This is a genomic window from Klebsiella sp. K-3, assembly GCF_051207495.1.
GTDB lineage: Bacteria > Pseudomonadota > Gammaproteobacteria > Enterobacterales > Enterobacteriaceae > Klebsiella > Klebsiella aerogenes.
In genome coordinates, this window is the sequence record NZ_JBPNXF010000006.1 from 266,628 (window position 1) to 281,337 (window position 14,710).

16 protein-coding genes are annotated in these 14,710 nt (G+C 56.1%); 14 read left to right on the forward strand and 2 right to left on the reverse strand.

Translation table 11 applies throughout. The annotated features are described in order from the left end of the window. Positions 1–131: 131 nt before the first annotated feature. Both rpoH and livJ read left to right on the forward strand, forming a co-directional pair. Complete coding sequence (gene rpoH, locus ACSEMK_RS11785; RefSeq protein ID WP_002920815.1) at positions 132–986, forward strand: RNA polymerase sigma factor RpoH; 855 nt, start codon at positions 132–134, stop codon at positions 984–986. Between the two features lie 324 nt (positions 987–1,310). Beyond that, on the forward strand, positions 1,311–2,414 hold the full coding sequence (livJ, locus tag ACSEMK_RS11790; RefSeq protein WP_430914888.1) for a branched chain amino acid ABC transporter substrate-binding protein LivJ: 1,104 nt from the start codon (positions 1,311–1,313) through the stop codon (positions 2,412–2,414). 177 nt (positions 2,415–2,591) lie between these two features. Here livJ and panM read toward each other — a convergent pair whose 3' ends face one another. After that, entirely contained in the window at positions 2,592–2,975 is a 384-nt protein-coding gene (panM, locus tag ACSEMK_RS11795) for an aspartate 1-decarboxylase autocleavage activator PanM (RefSeq protein WP_308957690.1), read from the reverse strand. Between the two features lie 422 nt (positions 2,976–3,397). Here panM and livK point away from each other — a divergent pair, with 422 nt between their 5' ends. The 12 genes from livK (at position 3,398) to ugpQ (ending at position 14,259) form a co-directional block, all read left to right on the forward strand. Next, entirely contained in the window at positions 3,398–4,507 is a 1,110-nt protein-coding gene (livK, locus tag ACSEMK_RS11800) for a high-affinity branched-chain amino acid ABC transporter substrate-binding protein LivK (RefSeq protein ID WP_430914887.1), read from the forward strand. Positions 4,508–4,560: 53 nt separating this feature from the next. Then, complete coding sequence (livH, locus tag ACSEMK_RS11805; protein WP_015369323.1) at positions 4,561–5,487, forward strand: high-affinity branched-chain amino acid ABC transporter permease LivH; 927 nt, start codon at positions 4,561–4,563, stop codon at positions 5,485–5,487. Further along, entirely contained in the window at positions 5,484–6,761 is a 1,278-nt protein-coding gene (gene livM / locus ACSEMK_RS11810) for a branched chain amino acid ABC transporter permease LivM (protein ID WP_015369324.1), read from the forward strand. Before livH ends, livM begins: the two co-directional genes overlap by 4 nt. Beyond that, positions 6,758–7,525 carry a high-affinity branched-chain amino acid ABC transporter ATP-binding protein LivG gene (gene livG / locus ACSEMK_RS11815; RefSeq protein WP_015369325.1) on the forward strand — a complete coding sequence of 256 codons (768 nt, stop codon included), beginning with the start codon at positions 6,758–6,760 and terminating at the stop codon, positions 7,523–7,525. Before livM ends, livG begins: the two co-directional genes overlap by 4 nt. Before the next feature lie 17 nt (positions 7,526–7,542). Next, positions 7,543–8,256 (forward strand): high-affinity branched-chain amino acid ABC transporter ATP-binding protein LivF, encoded by a 714-nt coding sequence (gene livF / locus ACSEMK_RS11820; RefSeq protein ID WP_086538103.1) that lies wholly within the window; start codon positions 7,543–7,545, stop codon positions 8,254–8,256. A gap of 163 nt (positions 8,257–8,419) precedes the next feature. Beyond that, complete coding sequence (locus tag ACSEMK_RS11825; protein WP_004174006.1) at positions 8,420–8,641, forward strand: type II toxin-antitoxin system Phd/YefM family antitoxin; 222 nt, start codon at positions 8,420–8,422, stop codon at positions 8,639–8,641. Then, positions 8,638–9,006: a type II toxin-antitoxin system death-on-curing family toxin gene (locus ACSEMK_RS11830; RefSeq protein WP_213708277.1), complete on the forward strand. Its 369-nt coding sequence runs from the start codon at positions 8,638–8,640 to the stop codon at positions 9,004–9,006. Before ACSEMK_RS11825 ends, ACSEMK_RS11830 begins: the two co-directional genes overlap by 4 nt. 291 nt (positions 9,007–9,297) lie before the next feature. Then, complete coding sequence (gene ugpB / locus ACSEMK_RS11835) at positions 9,298–10,614, forward strand: sn-glycerol-3-phosphate ABC transporter substrate-binding protein UgpB (protein ID WP_316425069.1); 1,317 nt, start codon at positions 9,298–9,300, stop codon at positions 10,612–10,614. A 106-nt stretch (positions 10,615–10,720) separates the two neighbouring features. Next, the gene (ugpA, locus tag ACSEMK_RS11840) at positions 10,721–11,608 is read left to right on the forward strand and encodes a sn-glycerol-3-phosphate ABC transporter permease UgpA (RefSeq protein ID WP_015369328.1); all 888 of its coding nucleotides are present in this window, start codon (positions 10,721–10,723) and stop codon (positions 11,606–11,608) included. Next, positions 11,605–12,450, forward strand: a complete 846-nt coding sequence (ugpE, locus tag ACSEMK_RS11845; RefSeq protein ID WP_015369329.1) for a sn-glycerol-3-phosphate ABC transporter permease UgpE — start codon at positions 11,605–11,607, stop codon at positions 12,448–12,450. The genes ugpA and ugpE overlap by 4 nt, the downstream gene beginning before the upstream one ends. A 1-nt stretch (position 12,451) precedes the next feature. After that, positions 12,452–13,522, forward strand: a complete 1,071-nt coding sequence (locus tag ACSEMK_RS11850; RefSeq protein WP_015703701.1) for a sn-glycerol-3-phosphate import ATP-binding protein UgpC — start codon at positions 12,452–12,454, stop codon at positions 13,520–13,522. Next, the gene (ugpQ, locus tag ACSEMK_RS11855; RefSeq protein WP_113373961.1) at positions 13,519–14,259 is read left to right on the forward strand and encodes a glycerophosphodiester phosphodiesterase; all 741 of its coding nucleotides are present in this window, start codon (positions 13,519–13,521) and stop codon (positions 14,257–14,259) included. Before ACSEMK_RS11850 ends, ugpQ begins: the two co-directional genes overlap by 4 nt. Before the next feature lie 23 nt (positions 14,260–14,282). On the opposite strand, the gene ACSEMK_RS11860 is transcribed toward ugpQ, so the two are convergent. Continuing rightward, entirely contained in the window at positions 14,283–14,603 is a 321-nt protein-coding gene (locus ACSEMK_RS11860; protein ID WP_087859049.1) for a DUF2756 family protein, read from the reverse strand. Positions 14,604–14,710 lie beyond the last annotated feature (107 nt).

Consider the following 14,710-nt stretch of genomic DNA (forward strand, 5'->3'; position numbering starts at 1 on the left):
CATGGAACTTGTGGATAAAATCACTGTCTGATACTACTGTGGGTGATATTCTCGTTGCTCATAAATGCTGGCATGTTTGTTGCCTGATGGGGACAAGATCATGTCAGACACTATCGATTGAGAGGATTTGAATGACCAAAGAAATGCAAACTTTAGCTTTAGCCCCCGTTGGTAACCTGGAATCGTACATCCGGGCAGCCAACACTTGGCCGATGTTATCGGCTGATGAAGAGCGGGAGCTTGCTGAAAAGCTGCATTACCAGGGCGATCTGGAAGCAGCGAAAAAGCTGATTCTGTCTCACCTGCGCTTTGTTGTTCATATTGCTCGTAACTACTCGGGCTATGGCCTGCCGCAGGCGGACCTGATTCAGGAAGGCAACATCGGTCTGATGAAAGCCGTACGTCGTTTCAACCCGGAAGTGGGTGTGCGACTGGTTTCCTTCGCCGTGCACTGGATTAAAGCGGAAATCCACGAATACGTGCTGCGTAACTGGCGTATCGTTAAAGTCGCAACCACCAAAGCGCAGCGTAAGCTGTTCTTCAACCTGCGTAAAACCAAGCAGCGTCTGGGCTGGTTTAACCAGGACGAAGTGGAAATGGTTGCCCGCGAGCTGGGTGTGTCGAGCAAAGACGTGCGTGAGATGGAATCACGTATGGCAGCGCAGGACATGACCTTTGATATGTCGTCCGATGACGAATCCGATAGCCAGCCGATGGCGCCGGTGCTCTATCTGCAGGACAAAACGTCTAACTTTGCCGACGGCATCGAAGACGATAACTGGGAAGAGCAGGCTGCTAATAAACTGACTGACGCGATGCAAGGCCTGGATGAGCGTAGCCAGGACATCATCCGCGCTCGCTGGCTGGACGAGGACAACAAGTCCACGCTGCAGGAGCTGGCGGATCGTTATGGCGTCTCGGCTGAACGTGTTCGTCAGCTGGAAAAGAACGCGATGAAAAAACTACGCGCCGCTATCGAAGCCTAATCTTCGTCTTTTAACGCCGTAGTAAATTGAGCCTCTGCTGTTTCAGCGGGGGCTTTTTGTTTTATATCCCCGTCACACCCGTTTTCTCTCCCGGCGCGAATTGCCGCGACGTTTAGCTTCAGTCACATAACTTTTACATCTCCTGCAAATTGTTGTTTCAAATTCTGAAAAATGGGGTATGTTTTGGCATAGTGTGCTGCAAAAGCGCAGGCGGCAGACCCAAATACAGCCATACTATTCTTGGTATGGACTAAAAATCAGAATAATGCGCTAACAAACAACATCACAACAAATGCAAAAACCATAATAATGGGGAGCCTCAGGATGAATATGAAGGGTAAAGCGTTACTGGCAGGATGTATTGCTTTAATTATGAGCGGTTCCGTGCTGGCGGAAGACATTAAAATTGCCGTCGTGGGAGCGATGTCCGGCCCGGTTGCCCAGTATGGCGACCAGGAATTTACCGGCGCGGAGCAGGCGGTAGCCGATATCAACGCTAAGGGCGGCATCAAAGGCAATAAATTGCAGATCGTAAAATATGACGATGCCTGCGACCCGAAACAAGCGGTGGCGGTCGCGAACAAAGTGGTGAATGACGGCATTAAATACGTTATCGGTCACCTGTGTTCATCATCCACCCAGCCGGCATCTGACATCTATGAAGACGAAGGCATCCTGATGATTACCCCTGCGGCAACCGCACCGGAGCTGACGGCGCGCGGCTATAAGCTGATTCTGCGCACCACCGGTCTCGACTCCGATCAGGGCCCGACGGCGGCGAAATATATTCTCAGCACGGTGAAGCCGCAGCGCATCGCTGTTGTTCATGACAAACAGCAATATGGCGAAGGGCTGGCGCGCTCAGTCCAGGAAAACCTGAAGAAAGGCGGCGCCAACGTGGTGTTCTTTGACGGTATCACCGCCGGTGAGAAAGATTTCTCTACCCTGGTGGCGCGTCTGAAGAAAGAAAATATCGACTTCGTCTACTACGGCGGTTATCACCCGGAAATGGGACAGATCCTGCGCCAGGCGCGCGCAGCCGGCCTGAAAACCCAGTTTATGGGCCCGGAAGGCGTGGCTAACGTTTCCCTGTCAAACATCGCCGGCGAGTCGGCAGAAGGCCTGCTGGTCACCAAACCGAAGAACTACGATCAGGTTCCGGCGAACAAACCGATTGTGGATGCCATCAAAGCGAAGAAGCAGGATCCGAGCGGCGCCTTCGTGTGGACCACCTATGCGGCGCTGCAGTCGCTGCAGGCGGGGTTAAATCAGTCTGAAGATCCGGCGGAAATCGCGAAATACCTGAAAGGGGCGAAGGTGGATACCGTCATGGGGCCGCTGTCGTGGGATGAGAAAGGCGACCTGAAAGGATTCGAGTTCGGCGTGTTTACCTGGCATGCTAACGGTACAGCGACCGACGCCAAATAATTTAACCTGCGCCTTTCACGCCGCAGATGCGTTGTCTGCGGAGCCTTTCATGCCGCGGATGTGTTGTCTGACCCCGGTTGCGCTGCGCTTACCGGGGCTACAATTTCCAGGTAGCCCGGCTAAGCGAAGCGCCGCCGGGTTCTTCCCTGGTCACGCTGCGTTTATTGGGGCTACGGCTTAATGCTTCTCCCAACCATTCTGCTGGGCGCTGAAACCGAGCGCCTGCATAAATGCCGCCATTACGCCGCGGTCTTCCACCCCGCTATCGGCAACGCGCCAGCTATTGATATTCGGGTTATCGCTTAACGCCTCTTCCACTAAATATTGCCCAACGCCGCGGCGGCGGGTGACTTCACGCACGCACAGCTCGCTGAGCTCGCCTTCGACGCCGCGCAGGGTAACGCGTACGGCGCCGAGCAGACGTTCGTTAAAGCGGGCGACGTAAATACGATGGTTATCGTCCAGCATCAGCGTCGCAGGATCCTGCGACGGCCAGATTTTGCCTAAATCAATGCGATCCTGATCGCTGAAGTGCTGTAAACGGATAATAGTGAGCTTCATACGCGGCAGTTCCAGTCAAAACAGATGCGACAGTGTACTCAAATTTCTTGTTTGGCGGGGCGCTGTTTTGCACTCATTCATCAGGGGATTCGTTTTCCTGGTTGCGCGGGGGTAGCGCAATACATCATGGATCGAAAAATAAGCAGAATTTTAACCTGATATGTAGCGTTTTATTCCGCCTTATATGCCGTTATTTTATGCTGTGAACTGGACTTTTTTTTGTTTATCTTCGCCTAAAACCAGAATATTATCTTTTCTTAATCACCTGAAAAATAGAGATTTTAATCATAATTCAGGTAAAAAACCGCGCTAAACCATTAAACTTCATGGTAAAAATGGCGTTGTTTAATAAAAGCACAGAATGCTTTTTAACCATAAAAATACAAAACATTTACACCACATCACGAACGGGGTTCTGAAGCATGAAAAGGAACGCGAAAACGATCGTCGCGGGAGTCGTTGCATTAGCGATTTCCCACGCGGCGATGGCAAAGGATATTAAAGTCGCCGTCGTCGGCGCGATGTCTGGCCCGGTTGCCCAGTGGGGCGATATGGAATTCAACGGCGCGCGCCAGGCGATTAAAGACATTAACGCCAGCGGCGGCATTAAAGGCGACAAACTGGTTGGCGTTGAGTATGACGACGCCTGCGACCCGAAACAGGCGGTCGCGGTCGCTAACAAAATCGTCAATGACGGCATTCAGTACGTTATTGGCCACCTCTGTTCCTCCTCCACCCAGCCGGCTTCGGATATCTATGAAGATGAAGGCATCCTGATGATCTCCCCTGGGGCGACCAATCCGGAACTGACCCAGCGTGGCTACCAGTACATCATGCGTACCGCAGGTCTTGACTCTTCCCAGGGGCCGACCGCCGCGAAATATATCCTCGAACACGTGAAGCCGCAGCGTATTGCGATTATTCATGACAAGCAGCAGTACGGCGAAGGGCTGGCGCGTTCCGTGCAGGACAACCTGAAGAAAGCTGGCGCCAATATCGTCTTCTTTGATGGCATCACCGCCGGCGAGAAAGACTTCTCCGCACTGCTGGCGCGCCTGAAGAAAGAGAATATCGACTTTGTCTACTACGGCGGCTACTACCCGGAAATGGGGCAGATGCTGCGCCAGGCGCGCTCCGTCGGCCTGAAAACGCAGTTTATGGGGCCGGAAGGCGTCGGTAACGCCTCGCTGTCCAACATCGCCGGCGCGGCGGCGGAAGGTATGCTGGTGACGATGCCAAAACGTTATGACCAGGATCCGGCCAACAGCGCTATTGTTGATGCGTTGAAAGCGGATAAAAAAGATCCGAGCGGCCCGTACGTCTGGATCACCTATGCCGCCGTTCAGTCGCTGGCGCAAGCGATGGACAGAACCGGCAGCCAGCAGCCGCTGGATATAATTAAAGATTTGAAAGCTCACGGCGCGAAGACCGTGATTGGGCCGCTGAATTGGGATGAAAAAGGCGATCTGAAGGGATTTGAATTTGGTGTCTTCCAGTGGCACGCGGATGGTTCATCCACCGTCGCTAAGTAAGACGCGTTATCCCACCGCCCGCACCGCGCGGGCGGCATGAAAAAGGTTACCTTATGTCCGAGCAGTTTCTCTATTTTCTGCAGCAGATGTTTAACGGCGTCACGCTGGGCAGTACCTATGCGCTGATCGCCATCGGCTATACGATGGTTTACGGCATTATCGGCATGATTAACTTCGCCCACGGCGAGGTCTACATGATCGGCAGCTACGTCTCGTTCATGATTATCGCCGCCCTAATGATGCTGGGGATCGATACCGGCTGGCTGCTGGTCGCCGCAGGCTTTATCGGCGCTATCATTATTGCCAGCGCCTACGGCTGGAGTATCGAGCGCGTGGCCTATCGGCCTGTACGCAGCTCCAAGCGCCTGATTGCGCTTATTTCCGCCATCGGGATGTCGATATTCCTGCAGAATTTCGTCAGCCTGACCGAAGGCTCGCGCGATGTCGCGCTGCCGAGTCTCTTTAACGGCCAGTGGATTGTCGGCCACAGCGATAATTTCTCCGCCACTATCACCACCATGCAGCTGGTCATCTGGGTCGTTACCTTTATCGCCATGTTGGCGCTGACGTTGTTTATTCGCTATTCGCGAATGGGCCGCGCCTGTCGTGCCTGTGCGGAAGATCTGAAAATGGCGAGCCTGCTGGGCATCAATACCGACCGCGTTATTGCGCTGACCTTCGTCATTGGCGCGGCGATGGCGGCGGTCGCAGGCGTTCTGCTGGGGCAGTTCTACGGCGTTATTAACCCCTACATCGGCTTTATGGCCGGGATGAAGGCCTTTACCGCCGCCGTGCTCGGCGGTATCGGCAGTATCCCTGGCGCGATGATCGGCGGCCTGATTCTGGGTATCGCCGAGGCGCTCTCTTCTGCCTATCTCAGCACCGAATATAAGGACGTCGTCTCCTTCGCGCTGCTGATTCTGGTGCTGTTAGTGATGCCGACCGGCATTCTGGGCCGCCCGGAGGTAGAAAAAGTATGAAACCGATGCAAATTGCGATGGCGCTGCTTTCCGCCGCGATGTTCTTTGTTCTGGCGGGCGTCTTTATGGGCGTGCAGCTGGAACTGAATGGCACCAAACTGGTGGTCGATACCGCCGCCGATATTCGTTGGCAGTGGATCTTCATCGGCACTGCGGTGGTCTTTTTCTTCCAGCTGCTGCGCCCGCTGTTCCAGAAAGCGGTTAAGAACGTCTCCGGGCCGAAATTTATTATGCCGGCGATTGACGGGTCGACGGTCAAGCAGAAGCTGTTCCTGATAGCCCTGCTGGTCATTGCCGTGGCCTGGCCGTTTATGGTGTCGCGCGGCACGGTGGATATCGCCACCCTGACGATGATTTATATCATCCTTGGTCTCGGACTGAACGTGGTGGTTGGGCTTTCCGGTCTGCTGGTATTGGGCTACGGCGGGTTTTACGCCATCGGCGCCTATACCTTTGCGCTGCTTAACCACTATTACGGTCTCGGCTTCTGGACCTGCCTGCCGCTGGCCGGCCTGGTCTCCGCAGCGGCCGGCTTCCTGCTTGGCTTCCCGGTGCTGCGTCTGCGCGGCGACTACCTGGCGATTGTGACCTTAGGCTTTGGCGAGATCGTGCGCATTCTGCTGCTCAACAATACCGAGATCACCGGCGGGCCGAACGGTATCAGCCAGATCCCGAAACCGACCTTCTTTGGTCTTGAATTTAGCCGTACCGCCCGCGAAGGCGGCTGGGATACCTTCAGCAACTTCTTTGGCCTGAAGTACGATCCCAGCGACCGGGTGATTTTCCTCTATCTGGTGGCGTTGCTGCTGGTGGTGCTCAGCCTGTTCGTTATTAACCGTCTGCTGCGGATGCCGCTCGGGCGGGCGTGGGAAGCGCTGCGTGAAGATGAAATCGCCTGCCGTTCGCTGGGCCTGAGCCCAACGCGCATCAAGCTGACCGCCTTTACTATCAGCGCCGCGTTTGCCGGCTTCGCCGGCACGCTGTTCGCCGCGCGCCAGGGCTTCGTGAGCCCGGAGTCCTTTACCTTCGCCGAGTCGGCCTTTGTGCTGGCGATCGTCGTGCTGGGTGGGATGGGCTCGCAGTTTGCGGTGATCCTGGCGGCTATTCTGCTGGTGGTATCGCGCGAGCTGATGCGTGATTTCAACGAATACAGCATGTTAATGCTCGGTGGGTTGATGGTGCTGATGATGATCTGGCGTCCGCAGGGGCTGCTGCCGATGACGCGCCCGCAGCTGAAGCTGAAAAACGGTCAGGCGAAAGGAGAGCAGGCATGAGTCAGCCAATATTATCCGTGAACGGCCTGATGATGCGTTTTGGCGGCCTGCTGGCGGTCAATAACGTCTCCCTTGAGCTGCGTCCGCAGGAAATCGTTTCCTTAATCGGCCCGAACGGCGCGGGTAAGACCACCGTTTTTAACTGCCTGACCGGTTTCTATAAGCCTACCGGCGGCACCATTATGCTGCGCGACCAGCACCTGGAAGGGCTGCCGGGCCAGCAGATTGCGCGGATGGGGGTGGTGCGAACCTTCCAGCACGTGCGTCTGTTCCGCGAAATGACGGTAATTGAAAACCTACTGGTGGCGCAGCATCAACAGCTGAAAACCGGCGTCTTCTCCGGCCTGCTGAAAACGCCGGCCTTCCGTCGCGCGCAGAGCGAAGCGCTGGATCGGGCCGCCACCTGGCTTGAGCGTATCGGCCTGCTGGAGCACGCCAACCGTCAGGCCAGCAACCTGGCCTACGGCGACCAGCGCCGGCTGGAGATTGCCCGCTGTATGGTGACGCAACCGGAGATCCTGATGCTCGACGAACCGGCGGCGGGGCTTAACCCGAAAGAGACCAAAGAGCTGGATGAGCTTATCGCCGAGTTGCGTAGCCATCACAACACCACCATCCTGCTTATCGAACATGATATGAAGCTGGTGATGGGCATTTCCGATCGCATCTACGTCGTGAACCAGGGGACGCCGCTGGCCAACGGGACGCCGGAAGAGATTCGTAATAACCCGGACGTGATCCGCGCCTATTTAGGTGAAGCATAATGGTGGTGACGCATAAGATGGAAAAAGCGATGTTAACTTTTGACAATGTCAGCGCCCACTACGGCAAGATTCAGGCGCTGCACAACGTCAGCCTGCATATCAAACAAGGTGAGATCGTCACGCTTATCGGCGCCAACGGCGCGGGGAAAACTACCCTGCTCGGTACGCTGTGCGGCGATCCGCGGGCCTCCAGCGGGCGCATTGTCTTTGACGGTAAGGATATTACCGACTGGCAGACGGCGAAAATCATGCGTGAAGCGGTGGCGATCGTGCCGGAAGGGCGGCGCGTCTTTTCACGCATGACGGTGGAAGAGAACCTGGCGATGGGCGGTTTTTTTGCCGACCGCGACCAGTTTCATACCCGCATCAAATGGGTGTATGAGCTGTTCCCGCGTCTGCATGAACGCCGTATTCAGCGCGCCGGCACCATGTCCGGCGGCGAGCAGCAGATGCTGGCGATAGGTCGCGCTCTGATGAGCCAGCCGCGCCTGCTGCTGCTTGATGAGCCCTCATTAGGGCTGGCGCCGATTATCATTCAGCAGATTTTCGACACCATCGAGCAGCTGCGTGAGCAGGGGATGACTATCTTCCTGGTGGAGCAAAACGCCAACCAGGCGCTGAAGCTCGCCGATCGCGGCTACGTACTGGAAAACGGTCACGTGGTGCTTGAGGATACCGGCGACGCGCTGTTGGCCAACGAGGCGGTGCGCAGCGCCTATCTCGGCGGTTAGTTCATCGTAACCCGGCGTCGTTCACTTCGCCGGTTTGTAGCCCGGGCGAGGCGCTTGCGCCGACCCCGGGAGCAGATCGCACAAATACATTTAAAAGAGCCTGTTGGCTCTTTTTTTGTACATGTATGTTGTACAATAAAAGAGTACAGCTTTGGAGGTTTTTATGAGAACGGTTAACTATAGCGAAGCCCGGCAAAATCTGGCCGATGTGCTGGAAAGCGCAGTGACAGGTGTACCTGTGACCATTACCCGTCGTGGGCATAAATCAGCAGTCATCATTAGCGCAGAAGAGTTTGAACGCTACCAGGCGGCCAGAATGGATGATGAGTTCGCGGCTATCATGGCGGTTCATGGTGATGAGATCAGGGAGCTTGCGGATAAATGACGCTGCAGATTATCTCAGCGGAAGAGATAATACAGTTTCACGACAGGCTACTCCGCGTCACGCCTGGCGTTGCCGGTATGCCCGATCCGGGGCGTGCCGAAGCGATAATGTATAGGGTGCTAAATAAAATTGAATATGAAGGTGTGACAGACGTGTGGCGACTCGCTGCGATGCATTTGCTGGCGATTTCTCGCAGTCATATATTTAATGATGGTAATAAGCGTACGGCACTATTTATCACCCTGCTTTTTTTAAAGCGAAATGGAATTATATTGCCAGCGAATCCAGACTTCGTCGGCATGACCGTCGAGGCGGCAGCAGGGCAACTTACCCTGGAACAGATTGTCGCGCGTTTGCGCGGATGACGGTTAAATCGTTGCAACCCGGCGGCGCTTCGCTTGGCCGGGCTACCCAAGCCGTTGTAGCCCGGGCGAGGCGCTTGCGCCGACCCCGGGAGCCGATCCCACGAATATTATCCGTGTCTCAGCTCCCACTTTACTTCCCCCGTCCTTTCATCGGCTTGTCATCTCTCTGACCCGTTACTATCTTTTTTTTGTAATAAAAAAGTTATTTTTCTGTAATTCGAACATGTCATGTTACCCCGCGAACATAAAACGCGTGAAATCGCGCATCCGGAACAACAAGAGAGATAACCGATGATATCGTTACGACATACAGCTTTAGGACTGGCGCTGAGCCTGGCAGTTGCCGGTCAGGCACTGGCAGTAACCACCATCCCTTTCTGGCACTCGATGGAAGGGGAACTGGGTAAAGAAGTTGATTCTCTGGCGCAACGTTTCAACGCGGCCAATCCTGATTACAAAATTGTTCCGGTGTATAAAGGCAATTACGAGCAAAGCCTGAGCGCCGGTATCGCCGCCTTCCGTACCGGCAACGCGCCGGCGATTCTGCAGGTGTATGAAGTCGGCACCGCTACCATGATGGCGTCAAAAGCCATTAAGCCGGTGTACCAGGTCTTTAGCGATGCGGGTATTAAGTTCGATGAATCGCAGTTCGTGCCGACGGTGTCCGGTTATTACACCGACTCAAAAACCGGCCATCTGCTCTCCCAGCCGTTTAACAGCTCCACGCCGGTGCTGTACTACAACAAAGACGCCTTCAAGAAAGCGGGTCTGGACCCTGAGCAGCCGCCGAAAACCTGGCAGGATCTGGCGGCCTATACCGCGAAGCTGAAAGCGGCCGGAATGAAGTGCGGCTACGCCAGCGGTTGGCAGGGCTGGATCCAGATTGAAAACTTCAGCGCCTGGCACGGCCTGCCGGTCGCCACGAAAAATAACGGTTTTGACGGCACCGACGCGGTGCTTGAGTTCAACAAGCCGGAGCAGGTGAAACATATCGCCCTGCTCGAAGAGATGAACAAGAAGGGTGATTTCAGCTATTTCGGGCGTAAGGATGAATCCACCGAGAAGTTCTATAACGGCGACTGCGCGATCACTACCGCCTCATCCGGCTCGCTGGCGGATATTCGTCAGTATGCGAAATTCAACTATGGCGTCGGCATGATGCCTTACGACGCCGATGTGAAAGGCGCGCCGCAGAACGCCATTATCGGCGGGGCCAGCCTGTGGGTGATGCAGGGCAAGGACAAAGAGACCTACACCGGCGTGGCGAAGTTCCTCGACTTCCTCACCAAACCGGAAAACGCCGCCGAGTGGCACCAGAAAACCGGCTACCTGCCGATTACCACCGCGGCCTACGATCTGACGCGCCAGCAGGGCTTCTATGATAAGAATCCTGGCGCTGATATCGCCACCCGCCAGATGCTGAACAAGCCGCCGTTGCCGTTCACCAAAGGCCTGCGACTGGGCAACATGCCGCAAATTCGCACCATCGTCGATGAAGAGCTGGAGAGCGTGTGGACCGGCAAGAAAACCCCGCAACAGGCGCTGGATTCCGCCGTTCAGCGCGGGAATCAACTGCTGCGCCGTTTCGAGCAAGCAACCAAATCGTAATCTGTAACTTGCCCGGTGGCGCTGTGCTTACCGGGCCTACGATGTGCCCTATGTAGGCCGGGTAAGGCGTAGCCGCCACCCGGCATTGTTCAGGAATAAAATCTTCATGTCATCATCCCGTCCGGTATTCCGCTCGCGCTGGCTGCCCTATGTGCTGGTCGCGCCGCAGCTGATTATCACGCTGATTTTCTTTATCTGGCCCGCGGGCGAAGCGCTGTGGTACTCGCTGCAGAGCGTCGATCCGTTTGGCCTTTCCAGCCAGTTTGTCGGCCTGGATAACTTCGTCACGCTGTTCCACGACCCGTACTATCTGGACTCTTTCTGGACGACCATAAAATTCAGCACCCTGGTAACCGTCAGCGGCCTGCTTATTTCGCTGTTTTTTGCCGCGCTGGTCGACTATGTGGTGCGCGGCAGCCGCTTTTATCAAACGCTGATGCTGCTGCCGTATGCCGTGGCCCCCGCCGTCGCGGCGGTGCTATGGATCTTCCTCTTCAATCCCGGACGCGGGCTGATCACTCATTTCCTCGGCGAATTGGGTTACGACTGGAACCACGCGCAAAACAGCGGCCAGGCGATGTTCCTGGTGGTCTTCGCCTCGGTCTGGAAGCAGATAAGCTACAACTTCCTGTTCTTCTTCGCCGCGCTGCAGTCGATCCCGCGTTCGCTGGTTGAGGCCGCCGCCATCGACGGCGCCGGGCCGATTCGCCGCTTCTTTAAGCTGGCGCTGCCGCTGATTGCGCCGGTGAGTTTCTTCCTGCTGGTGGTCAACCTGGTTTACGCCTTCTTCGACACCTTCCCGGTGATCGATGCCGCCACCGCCGGCGGCCCGGTGCAGGCGACCACCACCCTAATCTACAAAATTTATCGCGAAGGTTTCGCCGGGCTCGATCTTTCCGCTTCCGCCGCGCAGTCGGTGGTGCTGATGTTCCTCGTCATTATCCTGACGGTGGTGCAGTTCCGTTACGTTGAAAGTAAGGTGCGTTACCAATGATTGAGAACCGTCGCGGGCTGACGATTTTCAGCCACACCATGCTGATTCTGGGCATTGCCGTCATTTTATTCCCGCTGTACGTCGCCTTCGTGGCGGCGACGCTGGATAACAAATCGGTGTTCGAAACGCCGATGACGCTGATTCCCGGAGGGCATCTGCTGGAGAACATGAAGACCATCTGGGTGAACGGGGTCGGCGTCAACAGCGCGCCGTTCTGGCTGATGATGCTCAACAGCTTCATCATGGCGTTCGCCATTACGGTCGGCAAAATCGTGGTGTCGATGCTTTCGGCGTTCGCCATCGTCTGGTTCCGCTTTCCGCTGCGTAACCTGTTCTTCTGGATGATCTTTATCACCTTGATGCTGCCGGTCGAGGTGCGTATTTTTCCGACGGTGGAAGTGATCGCCAACCTCAAAATGCTCGACAGTTATGCCGGGTTAACGCTGCCGTTGATGGCTTCGGCTACCGCCACCTTCTTGTTTCGCCAGTTCTTTATGACTCTGCCGGACGAGCTGATTGAAGCGGCGCGTATTGATGGCGCTTCGCCGATGCGCTTCTTTCGCGACATCGTGCTGCCGCTGTCGAAAACCAACCTCGCCGCGCTGTTCGTTATCACCTTTATCTACGGCTGGAACCAGTATCTATGGCCGTTGCTGATTATTCAGGATGTGAATCTTGGCACCGCCGTCGCCGGTATTAAAGGCATGATCGCCACCGGTGAAGGTACTACCCAGTGGAATCAGGTAATGGCGGCGATGCTGCTGACCCTGATCCCGCCGGTCGTCATCGTTTTAGCCATGCAGCGCGCGTTTGTGCGCGGCCTGGTCGATAGTGAGAAATAAAATGGCTGGTTTAAAACTACAGGCAGTAAGCAAAAGCTGGGATGGCAAAACCCAGGTAATTCAACCGCTGACGCTGGACGTGGCGGACGGGGAGTTTATCGTCATGGTCGGCCCGTCGGGCTGCGGGAAATCAACGCTGTTGCGGATGGTTGCTGGACTTGAACGAGTGACCAGCGGCGATATCTGGATTGACCGTAAACGGGTGACTGAAATGGAACCGAAGGATCGCGGCATCGCGATGGTGTTCCAGAACTATGCGCTTTATCCGCATATGAGCGTGGAAGAGAACATGGCGTGGGGATTGAAGATTCGCGGCATGGGTAAGGGATTGATCGCCGAGCGCGTGCAGGAGGCGGCGCGTATTCTTGAGCTGGATGGCCTGCTCAAGCGCCGCCCGCGGGAACTGTCCGGCGGTCAGCGCCAGCGCGTGGCGATGGGCCGTGCCATCGTGCGTGACCCGGCGGTATTCCTGTTCGACGAACCGTTGTCAAACCTCGATGCCAAGCTACGCGTGCAGATGCGTCTGGAACTGCAACAGCTGCATCGGCGCCTGAAAACCACCTCGCTGTATGTCACCCACGATCAGGTCGAAGCGATGACCCTTGCCCAGCGGGTGATGGTGATGAATAAGGGGATTGCCGAGCAGATCGGCACGCCGGTCGAAGTGTACGAAAAGCCCGCCAGCCGCTTTGTGGCGAGCTTTATCGGCAGCCCGGCCATGAACCTGCTGGAGGGGCGGGTGAGCGATGATGGCGGCCGCTTTGAGCTTGAAGGTGGCATACAACTACCGATGAATCACGAGCATCGGCGCTACGCCGGGCGTAAAATGACTCTCGGTATTCGCCCGGAGCACTTTATTTTAAGCTCGCAGGCGCAAGGCGGCATCCCGCTGCTGATGGATACGCTGGAAATTTTAGGTGCCGATAACCTCGCCCACGGGCGCTGGGGCGAGCAGAAGCTGGTGGTCAGATTGCCGCATCAGCAGCGCCCGGCGGGCGGCAGTACGCTATGGCTGCATCTGCCATTGGAACATCTGCACCTCTTTGATGGTGAAACAGGACAACGCGCATGAGTAACTGGCCTTATCCCCGCATCGTCGCCCATCGCGGCGGCGGTAAACTGGCGCCGGAGAACACCCTGGCGGCTATCGACGTCGGCGCCCGCTACGGGCACACGATGATTGAATTTGACGCCAAGCTGTCGAAGGACGGGCAGATCTTTCTGCTGCATGACGATAACCTCGAACGCACCAGCAACGGCTGGGGCGTGGCGGGCGAGCTGGCGTGGGACGATCTGCTGAAGGTTGATGCCGGCAGCTGGTTCAGCCGCGAGTTTAAGGGCGAACCGCTGCCGCTGCTCTCCCAGGTAGCGGAGCGTTGCCGTCGTCACGGTATGATGGCGAATATCGAAATTAAGCCGACTACCGGGCAAGGGCCGCAGACCGGCAAAGTGGTGGCGCTGGCCGCGCGCGATTTGTGGAAAGGCATGACCGCGCCGCTGCTCTCATCCTTTGAAATTGATGCGCTGGAAGCGGCGCAGGAAGCCGTGCCCGAGCTGCCGCGCGGGTTGCTGCTGGATGAGTGGCGCGATGACTGGCGCGAATTGACCGCCCGGCTGGGCTGCGTGTCAATTCATCTCAACCACAAGCTGCTGGATGCGGCGCGGGTGGCGAGCCTGAAACAGGCCGGCCTGCATATTCTGGTGTATACGGTCAACAAACCCCAGCGCGCCGCCGAGCTACTGCGCTGGGGCGTAGACTGCATCTGCACCGATGCTATTGACGTCATCGGGCCGAATTTCCAGCCTTAAGACTGATTTGCGGCGGACGATCTTTACGGGTTAGTCTGCCGCAGCATCCCGCCGTTGTTGTTCGGCAGTACCTGCGGTTGCGTATTGAGATTGCCGCCCTGCGCCGCGCGCTGCTGATTGGTCTGCAGCTGATTTTGCAAATGCTGTTGCTGCATATGCGTCTGATTATTCAGATTCTGCTTCAGCATGCTTTGCTGCTGCTGTTGCTGCATCTTCATCTCATTTTGCATACGCTGCTGGCTGGGCACCACATAACCCGGCTGGTTAGGATTGTTATCGATGTTAATCGGCTGTGCTAAAACGCCGAGCGGCATCAGCGCCGCCAGGAATAAAATCGCTTTCATTGTTTTCTCCTCCCGTGCGTGGGATCACTTAAGTGTACCTCGAATTCGCCATAACAATGATTTTTTAGGAGTTATCAACCAGGCTTAAGCCGGGAGATAAAACCTAC